Origin of the sequence: Nocardia alba NBRC 108234 (genome assembly GCF_001612665.1) — a bacterium.
Classification (GTDB): domain Bacteria; phylum Actinomycetota; class Actinomycetes; order Mycobacteriales; family Mycobacteriaceae; genus Nocardia; species Nocardia alba.
Genome location: NZ_BDAX01000025.1, coordinates 99,909 through 122,884, shown reverse-complemented (window position 1 = coordinate 122,884; position 22,976 = coordinate 99,909). Strand labels below are relative to the sequence as shown.

At 67.2% G+C, this 22,976-nt stretch carries 23 protein-coding genes; 13 read left to right on the top strand and 10 right to left on the bottom strand.

Annotated features, from left to right (window positions below):
* Positions 1-47: 47 nt before the first annotated feature.
* Positions 48-449 carry a helix-turn-helix domain-containing protein gene (locus NA12_RS25350; protein WP_084473090.1) on the bottom strand — a complete coding sequence of 134 codons (402 nt, stop codon included), beginning with the start codon at positions 447-449 and terminating at the stop codon, positions 48-50.
* Between the two features lie 249 nt (positions 450-698).
* On the opposite strand from NA12_RS25350, the gene NA12_RS25345 reads away from it, so the two are divergent.
* The 3 genes from NA12_RS25345 to NA12_RS25335 all read left to right on the top strand — a co-directional run bounded on the left by NA12_RS25345 (position 699) and on the right by NA12_RS25335 (position 3,293).
* The gene (locus NA12_RS25345) at positions 699-1,136 is read left to right on the top strand and encodes a hypothetical protein (protein WP_067456345.1); all 438 of its coding nucleotides are present in this window, start codon (positions 699-701) and stop codon (positions 1,134-1,136) included.
* A 226-nt stretch (positions 1,137-1,362) separates the two neighbouring features.
* Complete coding sequence (locus NA12_RS25340; protein ID WP_067456342.1) at positions 1,363-1,761, top strand: DUF4870 domain-containing protein; 399 nt, start codon at positions 1,363-1,365, stop codon at positions 1,759-1,761.
* 293 nt (positions 1,762-2,054) lie between these two features.
* Positions 2,055-3,293, top strand: a complete 1,239-nt coding sequence (locus tag NA12_RS25335; protein WP_207905656.1) for a DUF1254 domain-containing protein — start codon at positions 2,055-2,057, stop codon at positions 3,291-3,293.
* 5 nt (positions 3,294-3,298) lie between these two features.
* On the opposite strand, the gene NA12_RS25330 is transcribed toward NA12_RS25335, so the two are convergent.
* Both NA12_RS25330 and NA12_RS25325 read right to left on the bottom strand, forming a co-directional pair.
* Positions 3,299-4,303, bottom strand: a complete 1,005-nt coding sequence (locus NA12_RS25330) for an NAD-dependent epimerase/dehydratase family protein (protein WP_067456339.1) — start codon at positions 4,301-4,303, stop codon at positions 3,299-3,301.
* The gene (locus NA12_RS25325) at positions 4,300-4,863 is read right to left on the bottom strand and encodes a 2,4'-dihydroxyacetophenone dioxygenase family protein (RefSeq protein ID WP_067456336.1); all 564 of its coding nucleotides are present in this window, start codon (positions 4,861-4,863) and stop codon (positions 4,300-4,302) included. The genes NA12_RS25330 and NA12_RS25325 overlap by 4 nt, the downstream gene beginning before the upstream one ends.
* Positions 4,864-4,960: 97 nt before the next feature.
* Here NA12_RS25325 and NA12_RS25320 point away from each other — a divergent pair, with 97 nt between their 5' ends.
* On the top strand, positions 4,961-6,004 hold the full coding sequence (locus NA12_RS25320; protein ID WP_067456333.1) for an AraC family transcriptional regulator: 1,044 nt from the start codon (positions 4,961-4,963) through the stop codon (positions 6,002-6,004).
* A 98-nt stretch (positions 6,005-6,102) separates the two neighbouring features.
* Positions 6,103-7,251: a zinc-binding dehydrogenase gene (locus tag NA12_RS25315; protein ID WP_243655075.1), complete on the top strand. Its 1,149-nt coding sequence runs from the start codon at positions 6,103-6,105 to the stop codon at positions 7,249-7,251.
* A gap of 26 nt (positions 7,252-7,277) precedes the next feature.
* Here the strand turns inward: NA12_RS25315 and dnaG are convergent, their stop codons facing one another.
* From dnaG to NA12_RS25295, 4 genes are all read right to left on the bottom strand, one after another.
* Positions 7,278-9,200 carry a DNA primase gene (dnaG, locus tag NA12_RS25310; RefSeq protein ID WP_067456330.1) on the bottom strand — a complete coding sequence of 641 codons (1,923 nt, stop codon included), beginning with the start codon at positions 9,198-9,200 and terminating at the stop codon, positions 7,278-7,280.
* A gap of 25 nt (positions 9,201-9,225) precedes the next feature.
* Positions 9,226-10,479: a deoxyguanosinetriphosphate triphosphohydrolase gene (locus NA12_RS25305; RefSeq protein ID WP_067456328.1), complete on the bottom strand. Its 1,254-nt coding sequence runs from the start codon at positions 10,477-10,479 to the stop codon at positions 9,226-9,228.
* Position 10,480: 1 nt separating this feature from the next.
* The gene (locus NA12_RS25300; protein WP_243655105.1) at positions 10,481-11,059 is read right to left on the bottom strand and encodes a YdcF family protein; all 579 of its coding nucleotides are present in this window, start codon (positions 11,057-11,059) and stop codon (positions 10,481-10,483) included.
* A gap of 119 nt (positions 11,060-11,178) precedes the next feature.
* Complete coding sequence (locus NA12_RS25295) at positions 11,179-12,111, bottom strand: LysR family transcriptional regulator (protein ID WP_067456325.1); 933 nt, start codon at positions 12,109-12,111, stop codon at positions 11,179-11,181.
* An 84-nt stretch (positions 12,112-12,195) separates the two neighbouring features.
* On the opposite strand from NA12_RS25295, the gene NA12_RS25290 reads away from it, so the two are divergent.
* Positions 12,196-12,612, top strand: a complete 417-nt coding sequence (locus tag NA12_RS25290; protein ID WP_067456543.1) for a DoxX family protein — start codon at positions 12,196-12,198, stop codon at positions 12,610-12,612.
* Between the two features lie 18 nt (positions 12,613-12,630).
* Here NA12_RS25290 and NA12_RS25285 read toward each other — a convergent pair whose 3' ends face one another.
* Entirely contained in the window at positions 12,631-13,308 is a 678-nt protein-coding gene (locus NA12_RS25285; RefSeq protein ID WP_067456541.1) for an MBL fold metallo-hydrolase, read from the bottom strand.
* A 69-nt stretch (positions 13,309-13,377) separates the two neighbouring features.
* On the opposite strand from NA12_RS25285, the gene NA12_RS25280 reads away from it, so the two are divergent.
* Together NA12_RS25280 and NA12_RS25275 are read left to right on the top strand one after the other, a co-directional pair.
* Positions 13,378-15,414: a TPM domain-containing protein gene (locus tag NA12_RS25280; protein ID WP_084473087.1), complete on the top strand. Its 2,037-nt coding sequence runs from the start codon at positions 13,378-13,380 to the stop codon at positions 15,412-15,414.
* An 84-nt stretch (positions 15,415-15,498) separates the two neighbouring features.
* Positions 15,499-16,317 (top strand): MerR family transcriptional regulator, encoded by an 819-nt coding sequence (locus NA12_RS25275; protein WP_067456322.1) that lies wholly within the window; start codon positions 15,499-15,501, stop codon positions 16,315-16,317.
* A gap of 30 nt (positions 16,318-16,347) precedes the next feature.
* Here the strand turns inward: NA12_RS25275 and NA12_RS25270 are convergent, their stop codons facing one another.
* Positions 16,348-17,661 (bottom strand): phthiocerol/phthiodiolone dimycocerosyl transferase family protein, encoded by a 1,314-nt coding sequence (locus NA12_RS25270; RefSeq protein WP_084473086.1) that lies wholly within the window; start codon positions 17,659-17,661, stop codon positions 16,348-16,350.
* A gap of 128 nt (positions 17,662-17,789) precedes the next feature.
* Entirely contained in the window at positions 17,790-19,190 is a 1,401-nt protein-coding gene (locus tag NA12_RS25265) for a glycine--tRNA ligase (protein ID WP_174551130.1), read from the bottom strand.
* A gap of 188 nt (positions 19,191-19,378) precedes the next feature.
* Between NA12_RS25265 and NA12_RS25260 the strand changes: the two genes are divergently transcribed.
* The 5 genes from NA12_RS25260 (at position 19,379) to NA12_RS25240 (ending at position 22,938) form a co-directional block, all read left to right on the top strand.
* Positions 19,379-19,729 (top strand): ArsR/SmtB family transcription factor, encoded by a 351-nt coding sequence (locus tag NA12_RS25260; RefSeq protein WP_067456316.1) that lies wholly within the window; start codon positions 19,379-19,381, stop codon positions 19,727-19,729.
* A gap of 3 nt (positions 19,730-19,732) precedes the next feature.
* Positions 19,733-20,182, top strand: a complete 450-nt coding sequence (locus NA12_RS25255; protein WP_067456313.1) for a Fur family transcriptional regulator — start codon at positions 19,733-19,735, stop codon at positions 20,180-20,182.
* Between the two features lie 106 nt (positions 20,183-20,288).
* Positions 20,289-20,582 carry a type VII secretion target gene (locus NA12_RS25250; RefSeq protein ID WP_243655076.1) on the top strand — a complete coding sequence of 98 codons (294 nt, stop codon included), beginning with the start codon at positions 20,289-20,291 and terminating at the stop codon, positions 20,580-20,582.
* Positions 20,582-22,432, top strand: coding sequence for a hypothetical protein (locus NA12_RS25245; RefSeq protein ID WP_067456310.1), 1,851 nt, complete (start codon positions 20,582-20,584; stop codon positions 22,430-22,432). The genes NA12_RS25250 and NA12_RS25245 overlap by 1 nt, the downstream gene beginning before the upstream one ends.
* A complete protein-coding gene (locus NA12_RS25240) occupies positions 22,429-22,938 on the top strand; it encodes a hypothetical protein (protein WP_067456307.1) in 510 nt (169 codons plus the stop codon). The genes NA12_RS25245 and NA12_RS25240 overlap by 4 nt, the downstream gene beginning before the upstream one ends.
* The last annotated feature ends 38 nt before the right edge of the window (positions 22,939-22,976 follow it).

The window sequence follows — 22,976 nt, the reverse complement described above, 5'->3', positions numbered from 1 at the left end:
GTCGAGCAGGTTGACTGACCGCAGGGTCCACGAGCCAGGGTGTTCCTTCAAGGGCTGTAGGGACGGTTTTGGGCGAGGCGCGATAGATCGCTGCAGCCGTGTCTAACCCAGGCGGCGTCGGTGTGGCGACTGGTGAAGCTCACCTGGATGTCATCGGCATCGAGGGCGATGTTGAGGGTGGCGTCGAGAGCTGCGGCGAGTTTCGCGAGCAAGGGCACGGCGGGGACGGTGTCGGAGCCTTCGATGCGGGAGATTTCGGCTTGGGTCAGACCTGCCCGTTCGCCGAGTTCGGCTTGGGTAAGGCCGAGTTCGGTGCGGCGATCGTAGACAGTTTGGGCAAGGGCCATGGAAAGTCGGATCCCGCGGCGAGCCTCGGTGACCTCGGAGGGTTCGGTGTAGCCCTCGGTGAGTTGGCATTCTCGGTGGGTCTTCCAGCTGGTGTGGCTCATCGGTCCAGTTCTCCTCTCTCTCGATCGTGCGCACAAATTCTTGATGGGCGGGTTCGTGTTCGACTGCGGATCGCGGCGCCATCCACAGGGAGGGACCCCTCGGCCAGCGAGTTCTCGATGGACAGTTACCACGCCGCATCCTCGCCCGCATGACCCCAATTCCATTGGTGTACCGCATTGTTCTCCAGGGCGATACACGGGTAGTCCAGTCATCGATACCCCGATCCAGTCGTTCCGAAAGGACACTCGATGAATTCAGCAAGGTCGACAGTGATGGTCGGAATCGCCTCCGCCGCCACGGCGGGTCTCTGCGCGACTGCCGCACCCGCCTCCGCGGTCTACGACGTGCGCAACTTCCCGACTGTCTACGCCGTCGCCGAGGGCGGTCTCTGCCTCGCCCAGATCGACGCGGGTGTCGGTCCGGAAAGCCAGGGCCTGGCCAGTTTCCTGGTTCGGTCGAACACTTATGGGGTCGGCGCCTGCTCGGTGCCGATCACGCTCAGCTGGCGCAATCTCGATACCGGTGAAACCGGAACGCGAACCGTCGCCGTGCCGGGCCCTGGCTCCTGGGGTGTCGGCCGCTCTGCGCTGTTCCGTCCGGGCGGCGTCGGCAATTTCACCGCGACACTGACCGTGGGCACCGCGCACCTGCCAGAGCCGGGCTCGATCGAGTTCCACGTGGACTGATCCGCATGGCGAAGCGGGCAATGTTCGCGACCGTCACCTCGTGTAGGCAGTCCCCTCCCGCAGCAGATGCCTGTCGACCGACTTCCGCCACCGCTGCCGGTGGCGGAAGATTTCGCCCGCCGCTGGAACAACGACGGGCGCCGCGAGTCCGGATCGGTAGTCCCGACGCTGGTTTCGTTCGGAAAGTTGGGATCGGTAGGTGGCGGGCGCGGCGTCTACTTACGCCATGACATCTTCTCAAGTTCCCTCGAACAACTCACTGCCCGCAGGCCTGAACAAGAAGACCGGCGCGATCCTGTCGTATGCGCTGGGCTGGCTCACCGGCATCATCTTCCTCTTCGCGGCGAAGAACGATCCGGATGTGAAATTCCACGCCGCGCAATCGATCATCTTCTTCGCGGCCGTCTCGGTGCTCAATGTCGTGTTGAGCATCGTCGGCTCGCTCCTCGGAGCACTGGGGATCATCTTCAGCCTCGCGGGACTGGTGCTCGGCGTCTTCGCACTCGTCGTCTGCATCATGGCCATGGTCGGGGCGAACAACAGCGGTGGTGTCCGCACGGAGCTTCCCCTTGTCGGGAAGTTCGTCGCCCCGTTCGCCGATCAACTGGCCGATTCGGTCAAGTAGCAGCAGGCTCGAAGATCGGCACCACACTCGAATATCCGGATGTCAACGGCCCGAGGCTATCTCGGGCCGTTGACTTTCGTGCTGCGGGGGCACCGTGTCAGGCGCCGGCCGCGTAGCCCTCGTTGCCCACCGCCTGGGCCGCGAGGCTCTTATGCCTTGGAGCTCGGTCGATGATCGGCCCGTTTCACCTTGTTCGGGTGAGTTTTTTCGGCGTCCGCCTACGTAGCGTGGCCGATACCCGGGCCGACGAGCCCCGGACTGTGGCAGCGCTCGATGAATCGGAAGGTGATCGTGTGGCGATTTCCGACGGACTTGCCCGGGACGCGTACCTGTACGGGTACTCGATCGACGAGGCGTACAAGTTCCTGTACGAGACGACGATCGAACCGGGCATCGCACTCAACGAATTCCAGTTGCTGCGAGACCTGGCCGATGACAGCTACACCGCGCACCCCACGATCAACAACGACACGCTGCATCTGCAGGGCTGGTTCGATGTCGGGGCCGAGCCCGTGGTGGTGACGATCCCGGATTTCGACGAGGGCCGGTACTGGATCCTGCACACCATGGACCTCGGGCATTACACCAACGCCATGATCGGGTCGCGTACCCGCGGAACCCGCGGAGGTCGTTTCCTTTTCGCCGCACGGTCGTGGCAGGGGACCGTCCCTGACGGCATGGACGCGGTGGTGCGCTCGGAGTCGGACCTGGTCAAGGTCATGGGCCGCATCATGACGATCGGCGGTGACGACCTCGAGATCGCCCGCCACTTGCAGGATGAGTGGCGGATCGAGCCACTATCGGCATTCCTGGGCGCCCCGAGCCCGGCGGCGCCGACGCGCGACTATCCCGACCCGGCATCGACGAACTGGCTGCGACGGGTGAACTTCGCCCTGGCCGCGGGTTCGATGGCACAGGCCGACGCGACATGGCTCGCCGACTACGCCGAGGTCGGATTGGCGCCCGGCAGAACCGATTTCACCCCAGAACAGCTCGACGCCGCCGAACGAGGACAGCGTCTGGGTATGGCCCACATCCGTGCGCTCGCACCGCAACAGACCAGCGCCGCACGGCTGCTCGGCACCCGTGCCGACCTCCAGGACGGGCCGCGCGACCTGTTCGCCATCGGCACCTTCCTCGGGCAATGGGGCCTGCCGCCGGTCGAGTCGGTGTATATGAAGGTCGAGACCGGCGCGGACGGCCGCCCGATCAACGGATCCGCCGGCCAGACGTACCACGCCCGTTTTCAGCCTCCCGCGGCGAGCGAGTTCTGGTCGTTCACGGTGTACGGCAGCGATGACCGCCTGATGGCCCACAACGCGATCAACCGCCACAGCCGCGGCGACCGCACCCTCACGCCCGACGCCGACGGCTACTACACACTCCTGCTCAGCGCCGATGTCGACGCACACGCGGACGACCCGAACTTCCTGCCCATCCCGGACAAGGACGCCTACCTGATTCTGCGGATGTACGGACCCAGCCAGGCAGTCCAGGATGGCCAGTACACGATGCCTGCCTTCGAGACCTAGGCCGATCAGCTCGGGATCAGACCTTCGCCGCGTGCCCAGGTCTCGACCGATGCCATGCCTTCGTCTATCGAAACCTGTGGCTGATAGCCCAGTTCGGTCCTGATCTTGTCGATGGAGTAACCGGCGTTGCGATTGAGCAGACCCATCGTGCCGGCACTGAGGTCGGTGGGGTTGCCGGTGCGGCGCAGTACCGCGCCGACGAGATCGGCCAGCGGCGCGGCCAGTCGCATCGGCAGGGTACGCACACGGCCGTTGCTCATCCGCGCGAGATGGCCGAAGAATTCGGAGCAGGGAACCGCGATTCCGTCGGTGATGTTGTAGATCTGGCCGGCGGAGCGGTCGGAAGTGGCGACCAGGGTGAGACCGTCGACGAAGTTGTCGATGTATACCGGTGAGAAGATTCCGGTCCCACCGTCGGGCAGTGGGAATCCGGTCGGCTTGCGCATCTCGGCGATGGGCGAGCGGACCCACACCGAACCCGGTCCCCACACATCGCCGGGGCGGACGATCCGCGCCTCGATTCGGCCCGCGGCGTGCGCGGCCAGCACGACAGCCTCGGAGTTGACCTTGGTGTCGGTGTAGACGTCGCCGTTGACCCGGACCGGATAGGTTTCGTCGACGTTGTCGGGGAAGGCGAAGCCATAGGCGGCGACCGAGGAGAAGTGCACGAACCGAGGCACGCCCGCCGCCACGGCCGCGTCGAGGACGCGGCTGGTGCCGAGCACGTTCACCCGCCAGGAATCCCGCAACGGATACGCCGCTCCCAGCAGCGCCGCGGTGTGGACGACGAGATCGCTGCCCGCCAGCGCGGTAGCCCACGCGTGGGGTTCGGTGATGTCCCCCGCGACGACATCATCGGTGGGGTTCGCGATCAAGTCGACGCCGCGGACCCGGGCACCGAGCTCCCGGAATCGCCGTGCGACGGCACGGCCGATGAATCCGTTCGCCCCCGTGATGAACACGGTGGTTCCCACCATGTCCGGCGTCGGCCGGGCGGTGCCGCCGGTCATAGGGCGTCCATCCCGGCGACTGCGGCCGTGCCGCCGGTGATGTAGGCGACCGGGCCCAGATCCCGCTCCTCGGACAGGGTCCGGGTCAGGTGTGCGACCAGGGCAGCATCGAGGATCGAGTGGAAAGCGCCGTCGTCGGTGAAATTGACGTTGGCTCCGCTGATCCGGAACAGCACAGTGGTGTCCTCGGTGTTGGATTCCGGACAGGTCAGCGTGTGCACCGAAGCCCCCGGCTCGAACAGGTAGGAACCGGCGGTCTGCGGCTGATCGCGGTATTCCTCGTAGTACCAGCAGCCGCTGATGGTCCAGGAGTCGACGACTCCCGTGTGGTAGTGCAGGGGGATCCGCGCGCCGGGCGCGAACGTCGCGAGTACCACCCATTCACCGTTCTCGATGTCCACTCGCAGCGGCTTGAAATGAACTCCCGGTCCGAGAGCGTCACGCACCAGGGGGATGTCCTTCTCGTTCACTGTCAGCAGCTCGCCCTGCGGGAGTGCGACCAGAGGCAGCAGTGCCCCGGTACTGGTGGTCGCGGGGGCTGGGACGGTCGGGCTCGTCATAGGGGTTTCCTTCCGTGGATCACTCGGAACTCCACCCTGCCCGGCCAGGCCCACCCAGGTCTTGACTGCAGAAGACAAATATTTGACAGTAAGGGACATGTCTGTGATCCGTGGCACGTCCTTGACCGGATTTCGTGAGCTCGTCACCGAGTGTGGTGGCGACCCCGACGCTCTGCTGCGCGGCGCCGGAATCCGGCCGGAGGATGTCGGCCGGTTCGACGCGTTCTTCACCTATCCGGCGATGATGTACGCGATGGAATCGGCGGCCGCGGCCACCGCCACCCCCGACTTCGGGCTTCGGCTGGGTACTCGGCAGGGCATCGACATCCTCGGCCCGGTCGGCGTCGCGGCACGAACCGCCCCGACCGTCGCCGATGCGTTGCGCACCTTCGAGCACTACCTGGCCGCCTACAGCCCTGCCATCGGTGTCCATGTCGAGCCGCTGCCGGGTGACCAACTGGCGTTCTTCGAGTTCGCGGTGTTGATCGCTCACCCTCCGGCTCATCCGCAGACGATCGATCTGTCCCTCGGGGTCGCACTACAGGTGTTCAGGTTCATGCTCGGCTCGCACTACGCACCCACCGTCGTACACCTTCCCCACGGACCGCTGATCAGCAGAGCTGAATATCTGCGGTATTTCTCCTGCACCACCCGTTTCGACGAACCGCGCGCGGGTTTCACCCTTCCGGCAGCCGATCTAGAACGCCCCCTGATCCAAGACGATCAGGCCCACCGGGCAGTGCTCACCTACCTCGACACCGTCATCGACCGTACCGATCGCACGCTGCGCACCTCGATCAGGAAACTCGTGCGACAGCTGCTACCCACGGGCGCCGCGACCCTACCGGTGATCGCGGCGCAATTTCGACTGCATCCGAAAAGCCTGCAACGCCGCCTCGCCGCCGAGGGGACCTCGTTCGCGGCGCTGGTCGATGACGTCCGCCGAGAAATGACCGAGCGCTACCTCCGCGACACCGAGGTCACTCTGGCCCATCTCGCCCGCGAGCTCGGATACGCCGAACAGAGCGTGCTGACCCGATCGTGTCGACGGTGGTTCGGCGCGAGCCCCGCCGCGCTCAGGAACAGATGGCAGTCCGAACCCGCGAGCGCGATGCCGATGCAGACGTGGTCCGGGTCATAACACTGTCCCGCAGAGTCAAAGGATTGTCCTTTCAGGTCAAGACATCGACGAGGTCCTTCGGGAACGCTGAGCGCATCGTCGATCGAAAGGATCCGCACATGTCGGTTTCTCCCGGCCCCACCACCGCCATCGGACAGCAATCGCCCCCTCCCGGCACCGGCCGGATGCGAGCGGTGCTGATGCAGAACAGTTCATTGAGTGTCGCCGAAGTGGCCGAGCCGGTTCCGGGTCCTGGCGAGGTCCTCGTCGATGTCCTCGCTTGCGGAATCTGCGGGTCCGACCTGCACTGCGCTCAGCACGGCCCGCAATTCAATGCCGCGACCCGAGGCGCGGCCGGCATCGATCTACTCGACCTGGCACGGCCCGTCGTCTTCGGGCACGAGTTCGTCGGACGGGTCGCCGCCTACGGCCCCGATACCGAACAGCGCATCCCGATCGGCCGTCGCGTCGTCTCGATGCCGATGCTGCTGCGGCCGCGACCGGTCATGCTCGGCTTCGGTGGCATCGAGACCCCCGGCGGATACGCCGAACGCATGGTGCTGTCGGAGCCGCTGCTGATCGAGTTGCCCGATCACCTCGACACCGGCGTCGCGGCGTTGACCGAACCCCTCGCGGTGGCCTACCGCAGCGTGGAACGAGCCCAGCTGCTGCCTGATACCGTGCCACTCGTCATCGGTTGTGGCCCTATCGGTTTGGCGGTTATCGCGATCCTGCGCATGCGCGGAATCGGGCCCATCGTCGCGTCCGACTTCTCACCCGAGCGGCGCGCACTCGCCGAGCGCATGGGAGCCGATGTCGTCGTCGATCCCGAGCGGACATCGCCGTTCGACGCGTTGATAGCGGCCGCGGCAACCGATGATCCCGCCCGGATGGCACCACCGACCGCTGTGCTGGGACAACTGCCGTTGCGCCCCACCGCCGGATTCGAATGCGTCGGCGCACCCGGGCTGATCCAACAGCTCATCAACGGTCTGCCCGCGGGATCACGCATCGTCGTCGCCGGAATCAACCTCGCACCAGACCAATTCGAGCCGGCACAGGGGATCCTGAAGGAACTCGACATCCGTTTCTCGCTCTACTACTCACCACAGGATTTCGCCCAGACCTTCGCCCATCTGATCGCAGGCGACCTCGACGTGCGGCCACTACTCACCAGCACCGTCGCGCTCGACGAAGTAGCCGATGCGTTCGAACGCCTCCGCACCAATCCCCACGAAGCCAAGATCCTGCTCGACCCCACACTGTGACCAGGCCGAATCATCGATCCTCGTGATCAGGCCCCGGCCGCGTAACCTTCGTTGCCCATCGCCTGGGCCGCGAGGCTTTTGCGGTATTGCTCCAGCGCCACCAGGTCGCCGAACAGCGTCATGTAGGTGTCGGGCTCTTCGCTGGCCGACAGTCGTTGCAGCCTCGATTTGAGCTCGGCGATCTGGCGGCCCACCCAGGCTTCCTGGACGCGGGCGAGGATGCCGGTGATGAAGCGGGGGGTGTCGTTCTGGGTGCGGACCGGGAGCTGCTCGTTGGCCAGTTCGGAGACCAGGGCGCGGATCATCAGGTCATCGGTGTGGTCGGCGACGGCGGCGACCCACTCCGCGCCGCTGAGGCCGGCAGCCGTGCCGCCCGCTTTGGCGATCATGATGCGCAGGGCCACGTAGGCGGGGTGGGTGAAGGCGGCGGCGTCGATGGCGTCGAAGGACACGCCCGCGATGCCGGGGTATTGCAGTGCGGCGCTGAGGGTTTGGCGCTGGGCGTACAGCACCGGGTCGTTCGGGGCGGGCCGCACCGAGGAGCTCTCCTCGACGCGAGGCGCGGGGATCGCCGCGGCGCCGGACTTCGGATCCGGTGTGGTGGCGCCCATCCGGTTCTTCTTCGCCTCTTCACCGACCCGGCGCACGACGAGCTGGATGTCGTCCCAGCCCACCCAGCCTGCCAGTTTGGTGGCATACCCCTTGCGGGTGGCGTTGTCCTTGATCTGGGCCACCACGGGCACCGTGCGGCGCAACGCCTCGACCCGGCCCTCGACATCGTCGAGATTGTGTTCGGCGAGCAGGCCACGAATCACGAACTCGTACAGCGGGGTTCGTCGTGCTACCAGATCCCGCACGGCGCTGTCACCGGAGCGCTGACGTAGGTCGCACGGGTCCTGGCCATCGGGCGCGACGGCGATGTAGGTCTGTCCCGCCAGCCGCTGATCGCCACTGAACGCCTTCAAGGCCGCGGCCTGCCCTGCCGCGTCACCGTCGAACGTGTAGATGATCTCGCCGCGCCAGAAGTTGTCGTCCATCAGCAGCCTGCGCAGCACCTGCAGGTGTTCTTCGCCGAACGCGGTGCCGCAGGACGCGACCGCGGTCTTCACCCCGGCCAGGTGCATCGCCATGACGTCGGTGTAGCCCTCCACGACCACGGCCTGATGGCCCTTGGAGATGTCGCGCTTGGCGTGGTCGAGACCGAACAGCACCTGAGACTTCTTGTACAGCAGCGTTTCCGGTGTGTTCACGTATTTGCCGGGCATGGTGTCGTCGTCGAACAGCTTGCGCGCGCCGAAACCGATCACCTCGCCGCCGAGATTGCGGATCGGCCACAGCAGGCGCCGATGGAACCGGTCGATCGGACCGCGTTTGCCCTGCTTGGACAGTCCGGCGGCCTCCAGCTCCTTGAACTCGAAACCCAGGCGCTGCAGGTGCTTGGTCAGTCCGTCCCACCCCGCGGGGGCGTAACCGCAACCGAACTGCTGCCAGGACGCGGCGTCGAAGTTGCGGTCGGTCAGGTATTTGCGGGCGGCCTCGGCCTCGGGTTCGTGCAGCAGGCCCATGTAGTACTCGTGCGCGGCGGCATTGGCGGCGACCAGCCGCGAGCGGGTGCCGCGATCGCGCTGCACCGAGGTGCCGCCACCCTCGTAGTTGATCTGGTAGCCGATGCGATCGGCCATCTGCTCGACGGCCTCGACGAACCCGATGTGTTCCATCTGCTGCAGGAACTTGTAGACGTCGCCGCCCTCACCACAGCCGAAGCAGTGGAACAGCCCGTGGTTGGGACGCACATGGAACGAGGGCGACTTCTCGTCGTGGAACGGGCACAGACCTTTGATCGAGTCGGCGCCCGCGCGCTTGAGCGCCACGTACTCACCGACTACATCTTCGATCCGGACACGTTCACGGATCGCCGCGATATCGCGATCTGGGATTCGTCCGGCCACGGTGAGCGAGTCTAGTCGGGTCCGCTCAGCGGCAGTCCAGCGAGGCGGCGACGCGTTCGAAGCGGCTCTCGGTGTAGGAGGCGATCTGGTCGATCACCACCCGCACCCGGGCGGCCTCGGTGGTGGCGGCGTTGAACCAGGGCAGCATCTGATCGTCGAGGTGGGCGGGCGCGGTGGTGAGCAGGCGGTCGGCGACGGCCTGCACGCGGTCGCGCTGGGTCTGCTGACGGGCGAGGTGACCGGGGTCGGAGCGCACGTAGCGCAACGCCATGGTCTTGAGGACGGCGACCTCGGCGGCCACGATCGGCGGCACGATCAGATCGGCCTCGTACCGGATGAGCGGGCCTTGACCGTAGCGTTCGTGGGTGGCCGCGATCGCGGCGGTGGCGAAGCGGCCGACCAGTTCGCTGGTGAGTCGCTTCAGCGCCACGGAGGCGCCGAAGCTGCCGTCGTAGTGCACCGCGTCGGCCACGACGTCGAGTTCGGAGAGCCGTTGCGCGGCGGCGGCGAGCGCTTCGATCGACTGGTCGGGATGCTGGCCGTGACCCTGTTCGGCCAGCGCCGCCTGCTCGGCCGGGTCGGCGAGGGCGCGCAGGTCGATGCGGCCGACGATCACGCCGTCCTCCACATCGTGCACCGAGTAGGCGACGTCGTCGGACCAGTCCATGATCTGGCATTCCAGGCTCTGTTTGCGGTCGGGCGCGTCTTTGCGCACCCAGGCCAGGCGCTCGAGGTCGTCGTCGTAGGCGCCGAACTTGGTGCCGGAACCGCTTCTGCCCCACGGGTATTTGAGGGTCGCGTCCAGCGCTGCCCGGGTGAGGTTGAGCCCGAAGCTCTCGCCGTCGGCGTCGAGGATCTTGGGTTCGAGCCGGGTCAGGATGCGCAGGTTCTGCGCGTTGCCCTCGAAACCGCCGTACTCGTCGGCGAATTCGTCGAGCGCGCGTTCGCCGTTGTGACCGTAGGGCGGGTGGCCGATGTCGTGGGCCAGACCCGCCAGGTCGACGAGGTCGGGGTCGGCGCCGACACCGTCGGCGATGCTGCGCCCGATCTGAGCTACTTCGAGCGAGTGAGTCAGCCGGGTGCGCGGGGTGTCGCCCTCCCTCGGGCCCATGACCTGGGTCTTGTCGGCGAGGCGGCGCAGCGCGGCGGAGTGCAGCACGCGGGCGCGATCGCGGGAGAACTCACTGCGATGGCCCTTGCGCGCGGCGCCGGGCCAGGCGGTCTTGCCGGGCTCGTGGACCATGCGTTCCTGGTCGTGCGGGATATAGGTCCCTGTCATCTCACTGTCCCGCCTCGTAAGGGAAATCCGCCGAGAAATGAGTGAGCTGATACCAGAGCAGCGCGCCGGTTTCGCGGGCGATGCCGTGGAATTGCGACTCCCTCGTGTAGACGGCCGGTCCGGTGCGGGTCGGCGCGGTCCACGCCGCCAAACCCGCGTCGCGAGCCATCGTCCTGGTTCGCAGTGAATGCCACGGATCGCTCACGAGTACGGCCGATGACATGTCGCGCTTCCCCATCGCTGTCGCGACGGCCTCGATGCTGCGCAGCGTGTCGGAACCGGTTTCCACGGCCAGGATGTTCTCGCTCGGGACGCCCTTGTCCTCCAGATACCTTTTGCCCGAGGCCGCTTCGGTATAGAGGTCGCCTTCCTGCTTACCGCCGACCGTGATCACCGTCGGCGCGACGCCGGCTTCGTAGAGTCGCCAGGCCTGATACAACCGCGCCTCGAAGACCGAGGACGGCGTCCCCGAATACTGCGCCGCGCCGAGCACCACGATCGCGTTCGCGGGGGTGTAATCGTCGATCCGCGCGACCTGCCAGACCCGGAACGCCGTTCCGGCGACCAACACCAACCCCATGAGCACCGCACCGGCGATCAACCGGACGAACCACACCGAGACCGTCGACACCAGCCCGCGCGGATGCCTGACATCCGGGGCGGGCGCGACCGTTCGCGAGAAACCCGATTTCATCCTCGTCAGTCTGCCAGGTCGGTCCGGCGCACCGTGGGGTCAGCGGTCACCACCGGATTCCGTTCCGGTGAACGGCCGACTGCCGATCCTTCACAAGCCCAGCCGATCGTCGCGGCGATGTCGATGAACGAGCGGACCAGCGGGCTGTGTGCCGTGGTGTTCCAGGCCAGCACGAGGCTGCTCGGCGGTTTGTCGACGAGCGGGACCACCACGAGACCGTCCGGCACCGGGTGGCCGAGCGGCGTGAGCCCGACGGTGCCGTTCCACAGGACGGTTTGCTGACATTCATGGACGGTGCGCACCACCGGGCCGGTGTTCGGATCGGTCGGGTGCGACCAGTAGTTGCGCCACGTCGGATCGGTGTCGGCGGGCAACTGGAACCACTGTCGATCGGCCAGATCACGCAGGTGCAGCCGTGCGCTGTCGGCCAGCGGGTCGTCGACGCGCAGGACGACACCCACCGGGTCGGTGCGCAAGATCCGGGTGGAGATGCCGGTGTCGTCGAAGGGCGTGCGGGTGAGCGCGAGGTCGACGCGCCCGGCGCGCAGCCCGGCCGTCGGGTCGGCGAAGTCACCCTCGCGGATGTGCACCCGCACGCCGGGATGCGCGGCTCGGTATGCCGCGACCAGCCGACTACCTGCCTCTTCGGCGAAGGTGCCGATCGTCAGGTCGGACGCCCCGGCGGCGACCGCGACCCTGGTACGCACCCGATCAGCCGTTGCCAGCAGGTCGCGCGCCTCGGCGTAGAGCACGGACCCGGCGGGTGTGAGGGTCACGCCGGTCGGTGAACGGCTCAGCAGTTCGCAGCCGAGGTCGTCTTCGAGTTGTTTGATCGCCCTGCTCAGGGGCGGCTGGGTCATGTACAGCCGGGCGGCCGCGCGACCGAAGTGGAGTTCCTCGGCCACCGCCGTGAAGTATCGCAGCAGACGGAGGTCCATGAGCTGCGACGATACCTGCTCGGTATCGGGTCCGCGAAGATCGGTCTTGGACGCGACCGGTCTCGCGATGATCAGGTGGACCCCATGAGCCTGCTTGTCCTGATCGGACGAATCCTGTTCTCCGCGTTGTTCATCGGCGCCGCCATCGGCCACCTGAGCGCCGCGAAGGACACGGCCCGCTATGCCGCGAGCCGGGCCGTGCCGTCACCGCTGCTCGCGGTCTACGCCTCGGGGGTCGCGATGCTCGCCGCGGGTGCCAGCGTGCTACTCGGAGCCTGGGGCGATCTGGGATCGCTTGTGCTGGTGGTGTTCCTGGTGCCGACGGCCTTCCTGATGCACGCCTTCTGGAAGGAGACCGACGCCGAGACCAAGCAACACGAGATGATCCACTTCAACAAGGACCTCGCCCTGGCCGGCGCCGCGCTGGTCTTCTTCGCGGTCTTCGCCTACACCGCCGACCTGGGCCTGACCCTCACCGAACCGGCCTTCACGCTGCGCTGATACCGACCGGACCGGCGGTCACCAACCCCGCGCTCGCCATTCGGGCAGATTCGCGCGGTCGGCGCCGAGGGTGGTGTCGTCACCGTGGCCCGGGTAGACGACGGTGTCGTCGGGGTAGCGGTCGAAGAGTTTGGTGCTGACATCGGTGAGAAGCGTGTCGAAGTCGGCGGGACTGTGGGTTTTTCCTACTCCACCAGGAAAAAGGGAGTCACCGGTGAAGAGGTGGGTGTGGCCCGCGTTGTCGGTGAGGGCGAGGGCGATCGAGCCGGGGGTGTGGCCGCGCAGGTGGATGACGTGCAGGACCAGGTCGCCGACTTCGATGGTGTCGCCGTCTTCGAGCAGGCGGTCTGGGCGGACCGGGAGGTGGTCGGCGTCGAGGGTGTGGGCGGCGGTGGGGACGTCGAGGGACTTGGTGACCTCGGTCAGGGCCTGCCAGTGATCGGGGTGACGGTGGGTGGTGACCAGCTGTTCGATCTGGCCGGGGGTCTCGATCGTGGTCAGTTCGATGATGCGCTCGGCGTCGTTGGCGGCGTCGATCAGTACGGCGGTGCCGGTGGTGGCGCTCTGGACCAGGTAGGTGTTGTTGTCCATCGGACCGACGGACATCTTCACGATGCGGGCGCCGGGGACATCGCGCTGTTGGGCGTCCCCGCCCGCGCTGACGTGACCGGTGTACTGGCGAGCGACTGTGACCATGCACCCGATCGTAGAAGCCATATGCCGCGCTGTCGTGCCGGTGTCGGTGTCGACCGTTAGATTCGACACATGCCGCTGTCGAGGAAGAGTTCGGCCCTGCTCTCGCGCCACCCGCGACACGGCCACGCGCCGGTCGGCGATAACCGGCGAACCGGGTGGCGTGCGCTGATCGGGACCGTGGTCGCCGTACTCGTCGTGTTGTGCTCGCCCAGCGCTGTGGCGGAGCCGCCGTCACGGATGGGTCCGCAGGTGGTCGACTCCGCCGGGGTGCTGAGCTCGGGCGAAGAGAGCCAGGTGCTCGAGGCGGTCGACACGTTGTACCGCGATCACCAGGTGAAACTGTGGGTCATCTACGTGCGCGACTTCGCGTCGATGGCGCCGCAGGATTGGGCCGCCCGCACCGCCACCCTCTCCGGTTTCAGCGATCGCGACCTGCTGCTCGCGGTGGCCGTCGAGGACCGTGGCTACTGGCTCGACGGCACCCTGCCCGACGGGGTGAGCGACGCCGAACTGGACTCGCTGCTCGCGGGTTCGGTGGAACCTGATCTGCGCGAACAGAAGTGGGCGAAGGCCGCGGTCGACACCGCGGAGGGGATCGGTTCGGCGATGCGGGGCGGTGGTGTGCCGTGGGGAGTGCTGGTTCTCCTCGCGGTGGCCGTGATCGTGGTGGCCGGCGGTCTGATGCTGTTCTCGCGCAAGCGTCGTGGCGACAGGGATCGTGCCGAGCTCACCACGGCGCGCACGGTCGACCCGACCGACTCGGCGGCCCTGGCGAAGCTGTCCTTGCCGACCCTGCACGCGCTCTCGCGCGAGCGACTGGTCGAGATCGATGACGCGGTGCGGACCAGCGACGAGGAATTGGCCTTGGCCACCAGCGAATTCGGCGACACCGCGGTGACGCCGTTCCGCGCCGCGCTCGATGCCGCCCGCGCCGCCACCGAGAGGGCGTTCACGATTCGTCAGCAACTCGACGACGCGATTCCGGAGACGCCGGACCAGCAGCGCGCCCTGCTCATCGAGCTGATCGCCACGGCGGGCAAGGCCGATCGCGAACTCGACGCGCAGGTCACCGATTTCGACGCCATGCGCGATCTGCTCATCGACGCGCCCGCCCGGCTGGACACCCTCACCCGCGACATCGTCGAGCTCACCGCGCGCGTGCCGGGCTCCGAAGCCGAACTCGCCCGCCTGGGTGCGAGCTATCCGCCCTCGGTCATCGCGCCGATCCACGACAACGTGCGGATGGGGCGCGAGCGCATCACTTTCGCCGAGCACAACATCGACACCGCCCGCACCGCGCTCACCCAGCCCGTTGGGCAGCAGGGTGGTGCGGTCGCGGCGATCCGTGCCGCCGAGGGCGCGATCGGGCAGGCCAGGACGCTGTTCGATGCCGTCGACCAGGCCGCGACGAATATCCAGCAGGCGCGCGATGGTCTTCCGGCCGCTCTCGAGGAGCTGCGGACCGATCTCGCCTCGGCCGCGAGTCTCACCGAATTCGGCGGCGCCGAAATGGCGACAGCGGTCTCGTCCGCCACCGCCGCGCTGAATCTCGCGAACGCCGACAGCGATCCGCTCGGCGCGTTCCACCGCGCGGTCACCGCCGATGCCGAGCTGGACCGCGCCATCGCGGGCGCCTCGGATCGCAAACTGGCCGTGGAGGATCTGCGCCGCCGCCTCGAACGGACGCTCACCGACGCGTCCGCGCGCATCGATGCCGCGTCCTCGTTCATCAGCACTCGCCGGGGCGGCGTCGATGCCGAGGCGCGCACCAGGCTCTCGGAGGCGCAACGTCATCTCGACGACGCGCGCCGACTCGCGGCCACCGACCCCGATGGCGCACTGGTCAGCGCACAGACCGCCGCCGACCTCGGCGGCCGGGCCATGCAGCAGGCGCAGGCCAGCGTGCAGGCGTGGGAGTCGCGTCAGCCGATGTCGGGCGGCGGTTCCCAGACCGGTGCGGTGCTGGGGGGAATCCTGCTGAACGAGCTCCTGCGCGGCGCGATGAGCGGCAGTGCACGAGGCGGCGGCGGAGGGAGCGGCTACCGGCCCGGCTCGTACGGCGGTTCGTCGGGATCGCGGCGGGTCAGCCGGGGCGGCAGGTTCTGATGCCGACCGCGGGAGCTGGCGGCGCCGAGCCGACAGGTCGCGCTTGACTCTCTCACTGTGTGAGGCCGTACACCGGAAGGCGTCATGTTCAGTATCGGAGATTTCGCCAGACACGGTCAGGTGTCGGTCCGCATGCTGCGTCACTACGACGCGGTGGGCTTGTTGCCGCCCGCCAGGGTCGATGCGGCCACCGGGTACCGGTTCTATACGGCAGCGCAGCTGGCTCGGCTCAACCGGCTCATCGCGCTGAAAGAGCTCGGCTTCACGCTGGAGCAGGTGGGCAGAATGCTCGAACCAGGGCCCGACGCGGCGCAACTGCGCGGCATGCTCACCCTGCGCCGGGCCGAGTTGGAACAGCGGATCGCGGCCGACCGTTCGCGGCTGACCGAAGTCGAAGCGAGACTCCGAATCATCGAGAAGGAGGGCGTCATGCCCGATCAAGATGTGGTGATCAAGTCGGTGCCCGCGGTCAGGGTGGCCGAATCGTCCAGCTGGGCTTCGGGATTCGAACCCCAGGCGATCAGCCCGGTGGTCGGACCGCTGTTTCGCGAACTGTCGGACCGGCTGGCGAAGGCCGGGATCGCGATCGCGGGCCCGGCGATCGCCTATTACGAGGCGCGCGACGACGGGACCGTGGGTGTGCACGCGTGCGTGCCGGTGAACGTGGAACCCACTGCGGCACCGGACTTCTCGATCGTCGACCTGCCCGCGCTCGAACACGCCGCGACCACCGTCTATCGCGGGAATGTGAGCGGGATCGGCGCGGCGTGGCAGTCGCTCGGTCGCTGGGTGGAGGACAACGGGCATCGCACCGGGGCGCCCGTGCGCGAAGTCACCCTGGAGTGGACGCCCGATCCCGATGGCTGGGTCACCGAATTGCAGGAGCCGCTCGCCGCGCGGTGATCTCGCGCGGTGGGCGCCGGTTCGCCGATATCAGGCGGTCGCGGCTCGCTGATCAGCGGTCGACCAGGACAGCTGTGCTGCCACGGCGTCGAGTAGTTGGGCGGCGAGCGCGCCGCCGCCCAACCGGCCGATGGTCAGCCTGCCCAGGTAGGTGTAGACGAGAAAGGTGACAGCCGCGGACGCCCCCGTCGACGGGCGGGGGTGTGCGGAGAGGTAGACGATCTCGTAGTCGTCGAGGATCAGCCCCGCGGGTGCGCGGAACGCGGGCACCGTCCCGGTGTTGGTGAGCGCGATATGCCCTGCGGTGGAATGGATTCGCTCGGGACCGAACAAATCGGGGAAGTGCAGAACGGACTGCTCGATCACCCCGTCGGCCAGGTCGTCGTGCAGGCTGGTGCCGATTCGGCGAGCCAGCTCGACGATGTCGACGGTGCCCGCGGCATCGGTGGCGAACGCGGCGAGGCCGGAGATGTTGGTGCCCGCGGCGGCGGCGACCGGCGGATCGAGGCGTCTGCGCAGGTCGACCGGGTACAGGCAGGAGACGCGGTCGGCACCCGAGACATCGCTGTAGGCCCGCAACACCGCGGCGGTGACCAACCCGTTGACGCTGACCGCCTGCTCGCGAGCCGTAGCGAGCACCCGCGCGGTCGCGACGGTATCGAGTTGAATTCGCGCGGGGCGGGCCAAGGTGGCGGGTGCGGCTTCGGACCGCTCCACCCCACTCGCCGAGTCGGCGACGGCGAGCGAACGAGCCACCGCCTCGAGCCCCGACCGCTGCCCGCGCCGGATTCCCCGCTGCGCCAGCATCGCCTCGAGCGAGGACGGGTACTCCCGCGCCGCACCGGGCTCTGCCTCACCGGCAGTGGCCGACGCATCCGGGCCGACCGCGATCTTTCCGGTCTCCACATAGTCGGCGTAGTAGCCCCACAGCCGAGCGAACAGTTCGACGCAATGCCCCGCGTCGGCCACGCTGTGGTGCACGAACAACGTGACCCTGGCCCGATCCTCTTCGGCCAGAACCACATCCAGATAGGCCAGTTGCGCCCCGGGATCCACGGACTCGGCCGGAATCCGCACCTCGTCGGGATCACCGAAGCTCACCCACGCGCCGACGGCCTCGATATGCCCGGGACGCAACAGGATTCCGTTCTCGTCGGCATCCTCGACGATCCGGCACACCAGAATCGGGAACCGTCGCTGCAACGCCGCGAAAGCCGCGCCGAGCCCGGCCGCGTCCAGTTCCCCGAGCACCGTGACCGACCGTCCGGTGAAGGTCGCGTGCCGCACGAATCGTTGTTCCGACGGGTCGAGCACCCGCACCACGTCTTCCGGTTCCCACAGCACAACGAAGATGGTGAGGCAAGCGCCCAGCCAACGCAAACCGTCAGCTACGCGGTGTGATCAACCGCCCATCGCGCGGACGGGAAAGGGCCCGCACCGACGTGCCGGTGCGGGCCCTTCGACCTGCGGTATCAGGCGCCGATCAGCCGTGCCGCCAGGTAGGCCTCGACCTTGTCCAGGGCGATGCGCTCCTGGGCCATCGAGTCACGCTCGCGGATCGTCACCGCGTGGTCGTCGATGGTGTCGAAGTCGACCGTGATGCAGAACGGCGTACCGATCTCGTCCTGACGACGGTACCGACGGCCGATGGCGCCCGCGTCGTCGAAGTCGACATTCCAGTTGCGGCGCAGCTGGGTGGCGAGATCCTTGGCCTTCGGGGTCAGGTCGGCGTTGCGCGAGAGCGGCAGCACCGCGGCCTTGACCGGCGCGAGGCGCGGATCCAGACGCAGGCTGATCCGCTCTTCGGTCGTGCCCTTCGCGGTGGGCACCTGGTCGACGGTGTAGGCGTCGACCAGGAATGCCATCAGCGAACGGGTCAGACCGGCGGCCGGCTCGATGACGTAGGGCGTGTAGCGCTCACCGGAGGCCTGATCGCGGTAGCTCAGGTCGACGTTCGAGTGCTCCGAGTGCGTCTTGAGGTCGTAGTCGGTGCGGTTGGCGATGCCCTCGAGCTCGCCCCATTCGCTGCCCTGGAAGCGGAAGCGGTACTCGATGTCGGTGGTGCCCGCCGAGTAGTGCGACAGCTTTTCCTTCGGGTGCTCGAACAGGCGCAGGTTCTCCGGGTCGATGCCGAGGTCGGTGTACCAGGACAGGCGGGTATCGATCCAGTACTTGTGCCACTCCACGTCCTCGCCGGGCTTGACGAAGAACTCCATCTCCATCTGCTCGAACTCGCGCGTGCGGAAGATGAAGTTGCCCGGCGTGATCTCGTTGCGGAAACTCTTGCCGATCTGGGCGATGCCGAACGGCGGCTTCTTGCGCGCGGTCTCCTGGACGTTCTTGAAGTTGACGAAGATGCCCTGGGCCGTTTCGGGACGCAGGTAGTGCATGCCCTCTTCGTCGTCGACCGGGCCGAGGAAGGTCTTGAGCAGACCGGAGAAGTTGCGCGGTTCGGTCCACTTGCCGGGCTGGCCGGTGTCGGGATCGTTGATGTCGGCCAGGCCGTTGGCGGGCGGGTGCCCGTGCTTGGCCTCGTAGGCCTCGATGAGATGGTCGGCGCGGTAGCGCTTGTGCGTGTGCAACGACTCGACCAGCGGATCGGAGAAGGTGGCCACGTGGCCAGAGGCTTCCCAGACCTGGCGCGGCAGGATCACCGAGGAGTCGAGGCCGACGACGTCGTCGCGGCTGGTGACCATGGTCCGCCACCACTGCCGCTTGATGTTGTCCTTCAGCTCGACGCCGAGCGGACCGTAGTCCCACGCCGACTTGGTGCCTCCGTAGATCTCACCGCACGGGTAGACCAGACCCCGGCGCTTGGCGAGGTTGGCAACGGTGTCCACCTTCGACTTGGGTGCCACGCGAGATTTCTCCATCCACTGCGAGTCGGAATATTCGCCACGTCGGCAGACTGCGCTTTACGACGTAGCGTTCGTATTGCGATAGAGCGTATCGGCACCCGTCCAGTGAGTTTGCAGCACCCGAGGTGTCCGCGCGGCGCGTCATTTGACATGCGCAATTGTGCATATCAAAATGGAATCTGTTTCCATTAAGGAGTTGGTTCATGACCACCGAGGCCGCGCCCGCGCATCCGCACAACCCGTACCACTCCCCCGCGCCCGCCGCCGTGCCGTCGCGCACGGTACTCGAGGACGCGGGCGAGCTGCTGCGGGCACTGGCCGCGCCGGTCCGCATCGCCATCGTGCTGCAGCTGCGTGAGTCGCCGCGCTGCGTGCACGAGCTGGTCGACGCCCTCGGCGTTACCCAACCGCTGGTCAGCCAGCATTTGCGCATTCTCAAATCGGCGGGCGTCGTGCACGGCGAACGCTCGGGCCGCGAGGTGCTCTACGAACTCGTCGACGACCATCTGGCGCATATCGTGGTCGATGCCGTCGCCCATGCCGAGGAAGGGTAAGCCGTGGCAGACAACACCTCCGCGAAGCAGGTCGGGGTGCGCAGCACCCGTCAGCGCAGTGCCATCTCGGCCCTGCTCGGCAATATCGACGAGTTCCGTTCGGCGCAGGAATTGCACGATGAGCTTCGCAAACGCGGCGAGGGCATCGGCCTCACCACCGTCTACCGAACCCTCCAGTCCCTGGCCGACGCCGGCATGGTCGACGTGCTGCGCACCGACACCGGCGAATCCGTCTATCGCCAGTGCTCGAGCGGCCACCATCACCATCTGGTGTGTCGCCACTGCGGGCGCACCGTCGAAGTCGAGGGCCCGACGGTCGAGGCATGGGCCGAGACCATCGCCAGCGAGCACGGGTTCACCGAGGTGAGCCACACGCTCGAGATCTTCGGCACCTGCCGCGAGTGCGTGCACAGCCGAACCGACGCGGACAGGGACGAATCCGCATCGGTGTGACTCACCTCACATGATGGAACCTTCTTTTCGTCTGCCCCGTCCAACCTTCACGAAGGGACCGGTCCGCACGGACGCGTAGTCCTTCGGCAGCGAAGGAGGGGGCATCGTGAGCGGGACCCTGGGCGTCGAGCCCGATCAGTTGACGACCATGGCGACGACCTGGCGCCGCGAAGCCGCCGAAGTCGACGCGCTGAGCTGGACGGCCGCGAACGAGGCGAGCGGCGACGGCAGCGACGTACTCGCCGCCGTGCGCGGGCTGACCGACCCGGCCACGCAGGCGATGGACTCGATCGCGGCCCGGTACACGACGCTGGCCGACCTCGTCGACAAGTTCTCCGCCGATATCCAGGCCAGAGACACCGAGATCGCCGGCGAAATCGGAAAGCTCGGCACCCGCTGATGCGCCCGGCGATCCCTCAACTCGACACCTGGGACCTCGAGGGCCTGCACCGCGCCGCGCAAGCCGCCCGCACCAACGCGGACCTCCTCTCTTGCGCCGTCGACGACTGCTCGCGCGCGGTCTCGGCGGCGGGCGGCTGGTACGGGCAGACCAGGGATGCGGCCTCGCGACGAATCGATGAGGAAGTCGATCACGGCTACGAGGTCCGCACCGTACTGCTGCGCGTGGCCGACGATGCCGAAGACGCCTACCAGGGCTTGAAGCACGCCAAAACCTATGTGCTGGAACAGAAGAACCTCGCCGTCGCGCAAGGTTTCATGGTCGCGTCCGACGGCCGGGTGACCCATGCCGATCCGGAGCGGGAAGGCGCAGCGGGAGTCTTCCAGCTCAATCTGCTCAGCGGATTGGACGAGCTCGAACGCCTCGACAACCTGTTCGGCGCCAAGCTGCGGGAATCGGTGGGCGACCTCGGCGCGATGCGCGAGGGTCAGCCCGACATCACCCTCGCCGATGGTTCGATGCGGGATCCGGACGCGGTCGCGATCCAGTTGGCGTCGATGTCGCCGGATGAGCGGGCGAGCTTACTGGCCGGGTTGAGTCCCGACGCGCGACGTCAGCTGGTGATCGCGGCGCCGGAGAAACTGGGCAATCTGAACGGGGTGCCGTTCGTGATGCGGATCGAGGCCAACGAGATCAATGTTCGCAACGCGCTGACGTCGGCGAAGGCCGCACCGAATCCGGACAGGTCCCGGATCGCGCAGTTGGAGGCGATGCTCGCGCCGATCCCGAATCCCGACGGTGCGGGCACCCTCGACACCACCGCTGCCGCGACAGCGACACCGCAACTGGGCATGGTCGACCGCAAGTTCGTCATGTTCAGCACCGAGGGCAACGGCCGGATGATCGAGATGGTCGGCGAGATGAAGGCGGGTGTGCCCGGGGTGGGGGTCTATGTGCCCGGTACCGGCACCAACCTGAACGGTTCCGGTTCGAACCAGGTGGCCGCCTGGAACCTGGCGGACCGAACCGGCGGCCCGATCCTGCTGTACATGGAGGGTGACTTCCCGCAAAGCCTGACAAGTCTTTCCGATGGTGCGCCGAGTCCGAGGTTCGCTGCCGACATGGCACCTCGGCTGGTCGATTTCGGCCGCGAAATCGACCGGGAAGTCGGGGCGAGCGCACCGGGGACACCGGTCTCCTACGTCGGGCATTCGTACGGCGGTTCGATCGTGGGTTCGGCCGAACAGCTCGGTTTGCGCGCCGATCGGATCCTGCACGCCTCGTCCGCCGGTACAGGGGTTTTCGACACCGGGTGGAACAATCCCGATCCGAATGTCGAGCGGTATTCGATGACCGCGCCCGGTGATCTGATCGGGGTGGTGCAGTCCTATCCCGAAGCGGGACTGCGAATTCCGGGTGGAGTCGCGATACCCGGCAATCCGCACGCCTCCGAGATCCTCGGCGGAGATCCCGACGAGGTGCCGGGAGTCACTCGCCTCGATACCGGCTTCTACGGCACTGACATCGACGGTCACCGCAGCGGCGAAGTCGTCTTCGGCACCGACGGCCACGGAAAATACTGGGATGACCCGAATTCGACGGCATTTCGCAACATCGCCGGTGTGATCGCGGGGTCGCAAGCCACCGCCTACGTCGAACGTGGGATCGAAACCCGCTACGTGGATATCGGATTGGGCGACAACGGCAACGGCGCCAAGGAAGGATTCGACGCCGCGAAGGCTGCCGCTGCCGAGCAGGCCGCGGCCGCACTGGGAATCGAGATCGACGCCTACGGCGACCCTCGCATCACCGACAACCCCGGACCGGGTCGAATGATCGACGTCGGATGAACACGACCCCGATGAAGTTCGTCCTCGCGGCAGTTGTCGGAACGTCCACCCTCACTGGGTGTTCCGGCTTCATCCATGAGGGACCGACCGATCAGCAGATCAAGAAGGGTAGCGGCCTGACCGTGGCCGAAGCGGCCCCGATCGTCACAGCCAATTTCCATCGGATCTGGCCCGAACCGACCGATGCCGCGGTGCGCGACGTCGCGCTCGGGGCGGGCTGTCGAACCGACCCGAATACGTTGCGCGCGGTCGGTCCACCGTGGACACCGCACCATTCGAGAACCGAGATCGATCCCTCACAGGAGTTCATTGACCACGCACTGGCCAATCTCGACGCCATGACCGCGCACGGTTTCACCCTCCGGCCCGACCCCGTCCCTGGCGACGACCCGGTGAACCGGTCCTACGAGGACGAGCGCGGATTCACCGTCGGCGTGGATCGCTACGCGACCAGCCGGCAAGTGCGGTTCACGATGACCGCGTCCGCACCGTGCGCGGCGGCGTAGAACGTGAGCTGTCGCGAAGCGCACCACAGTGACTACGA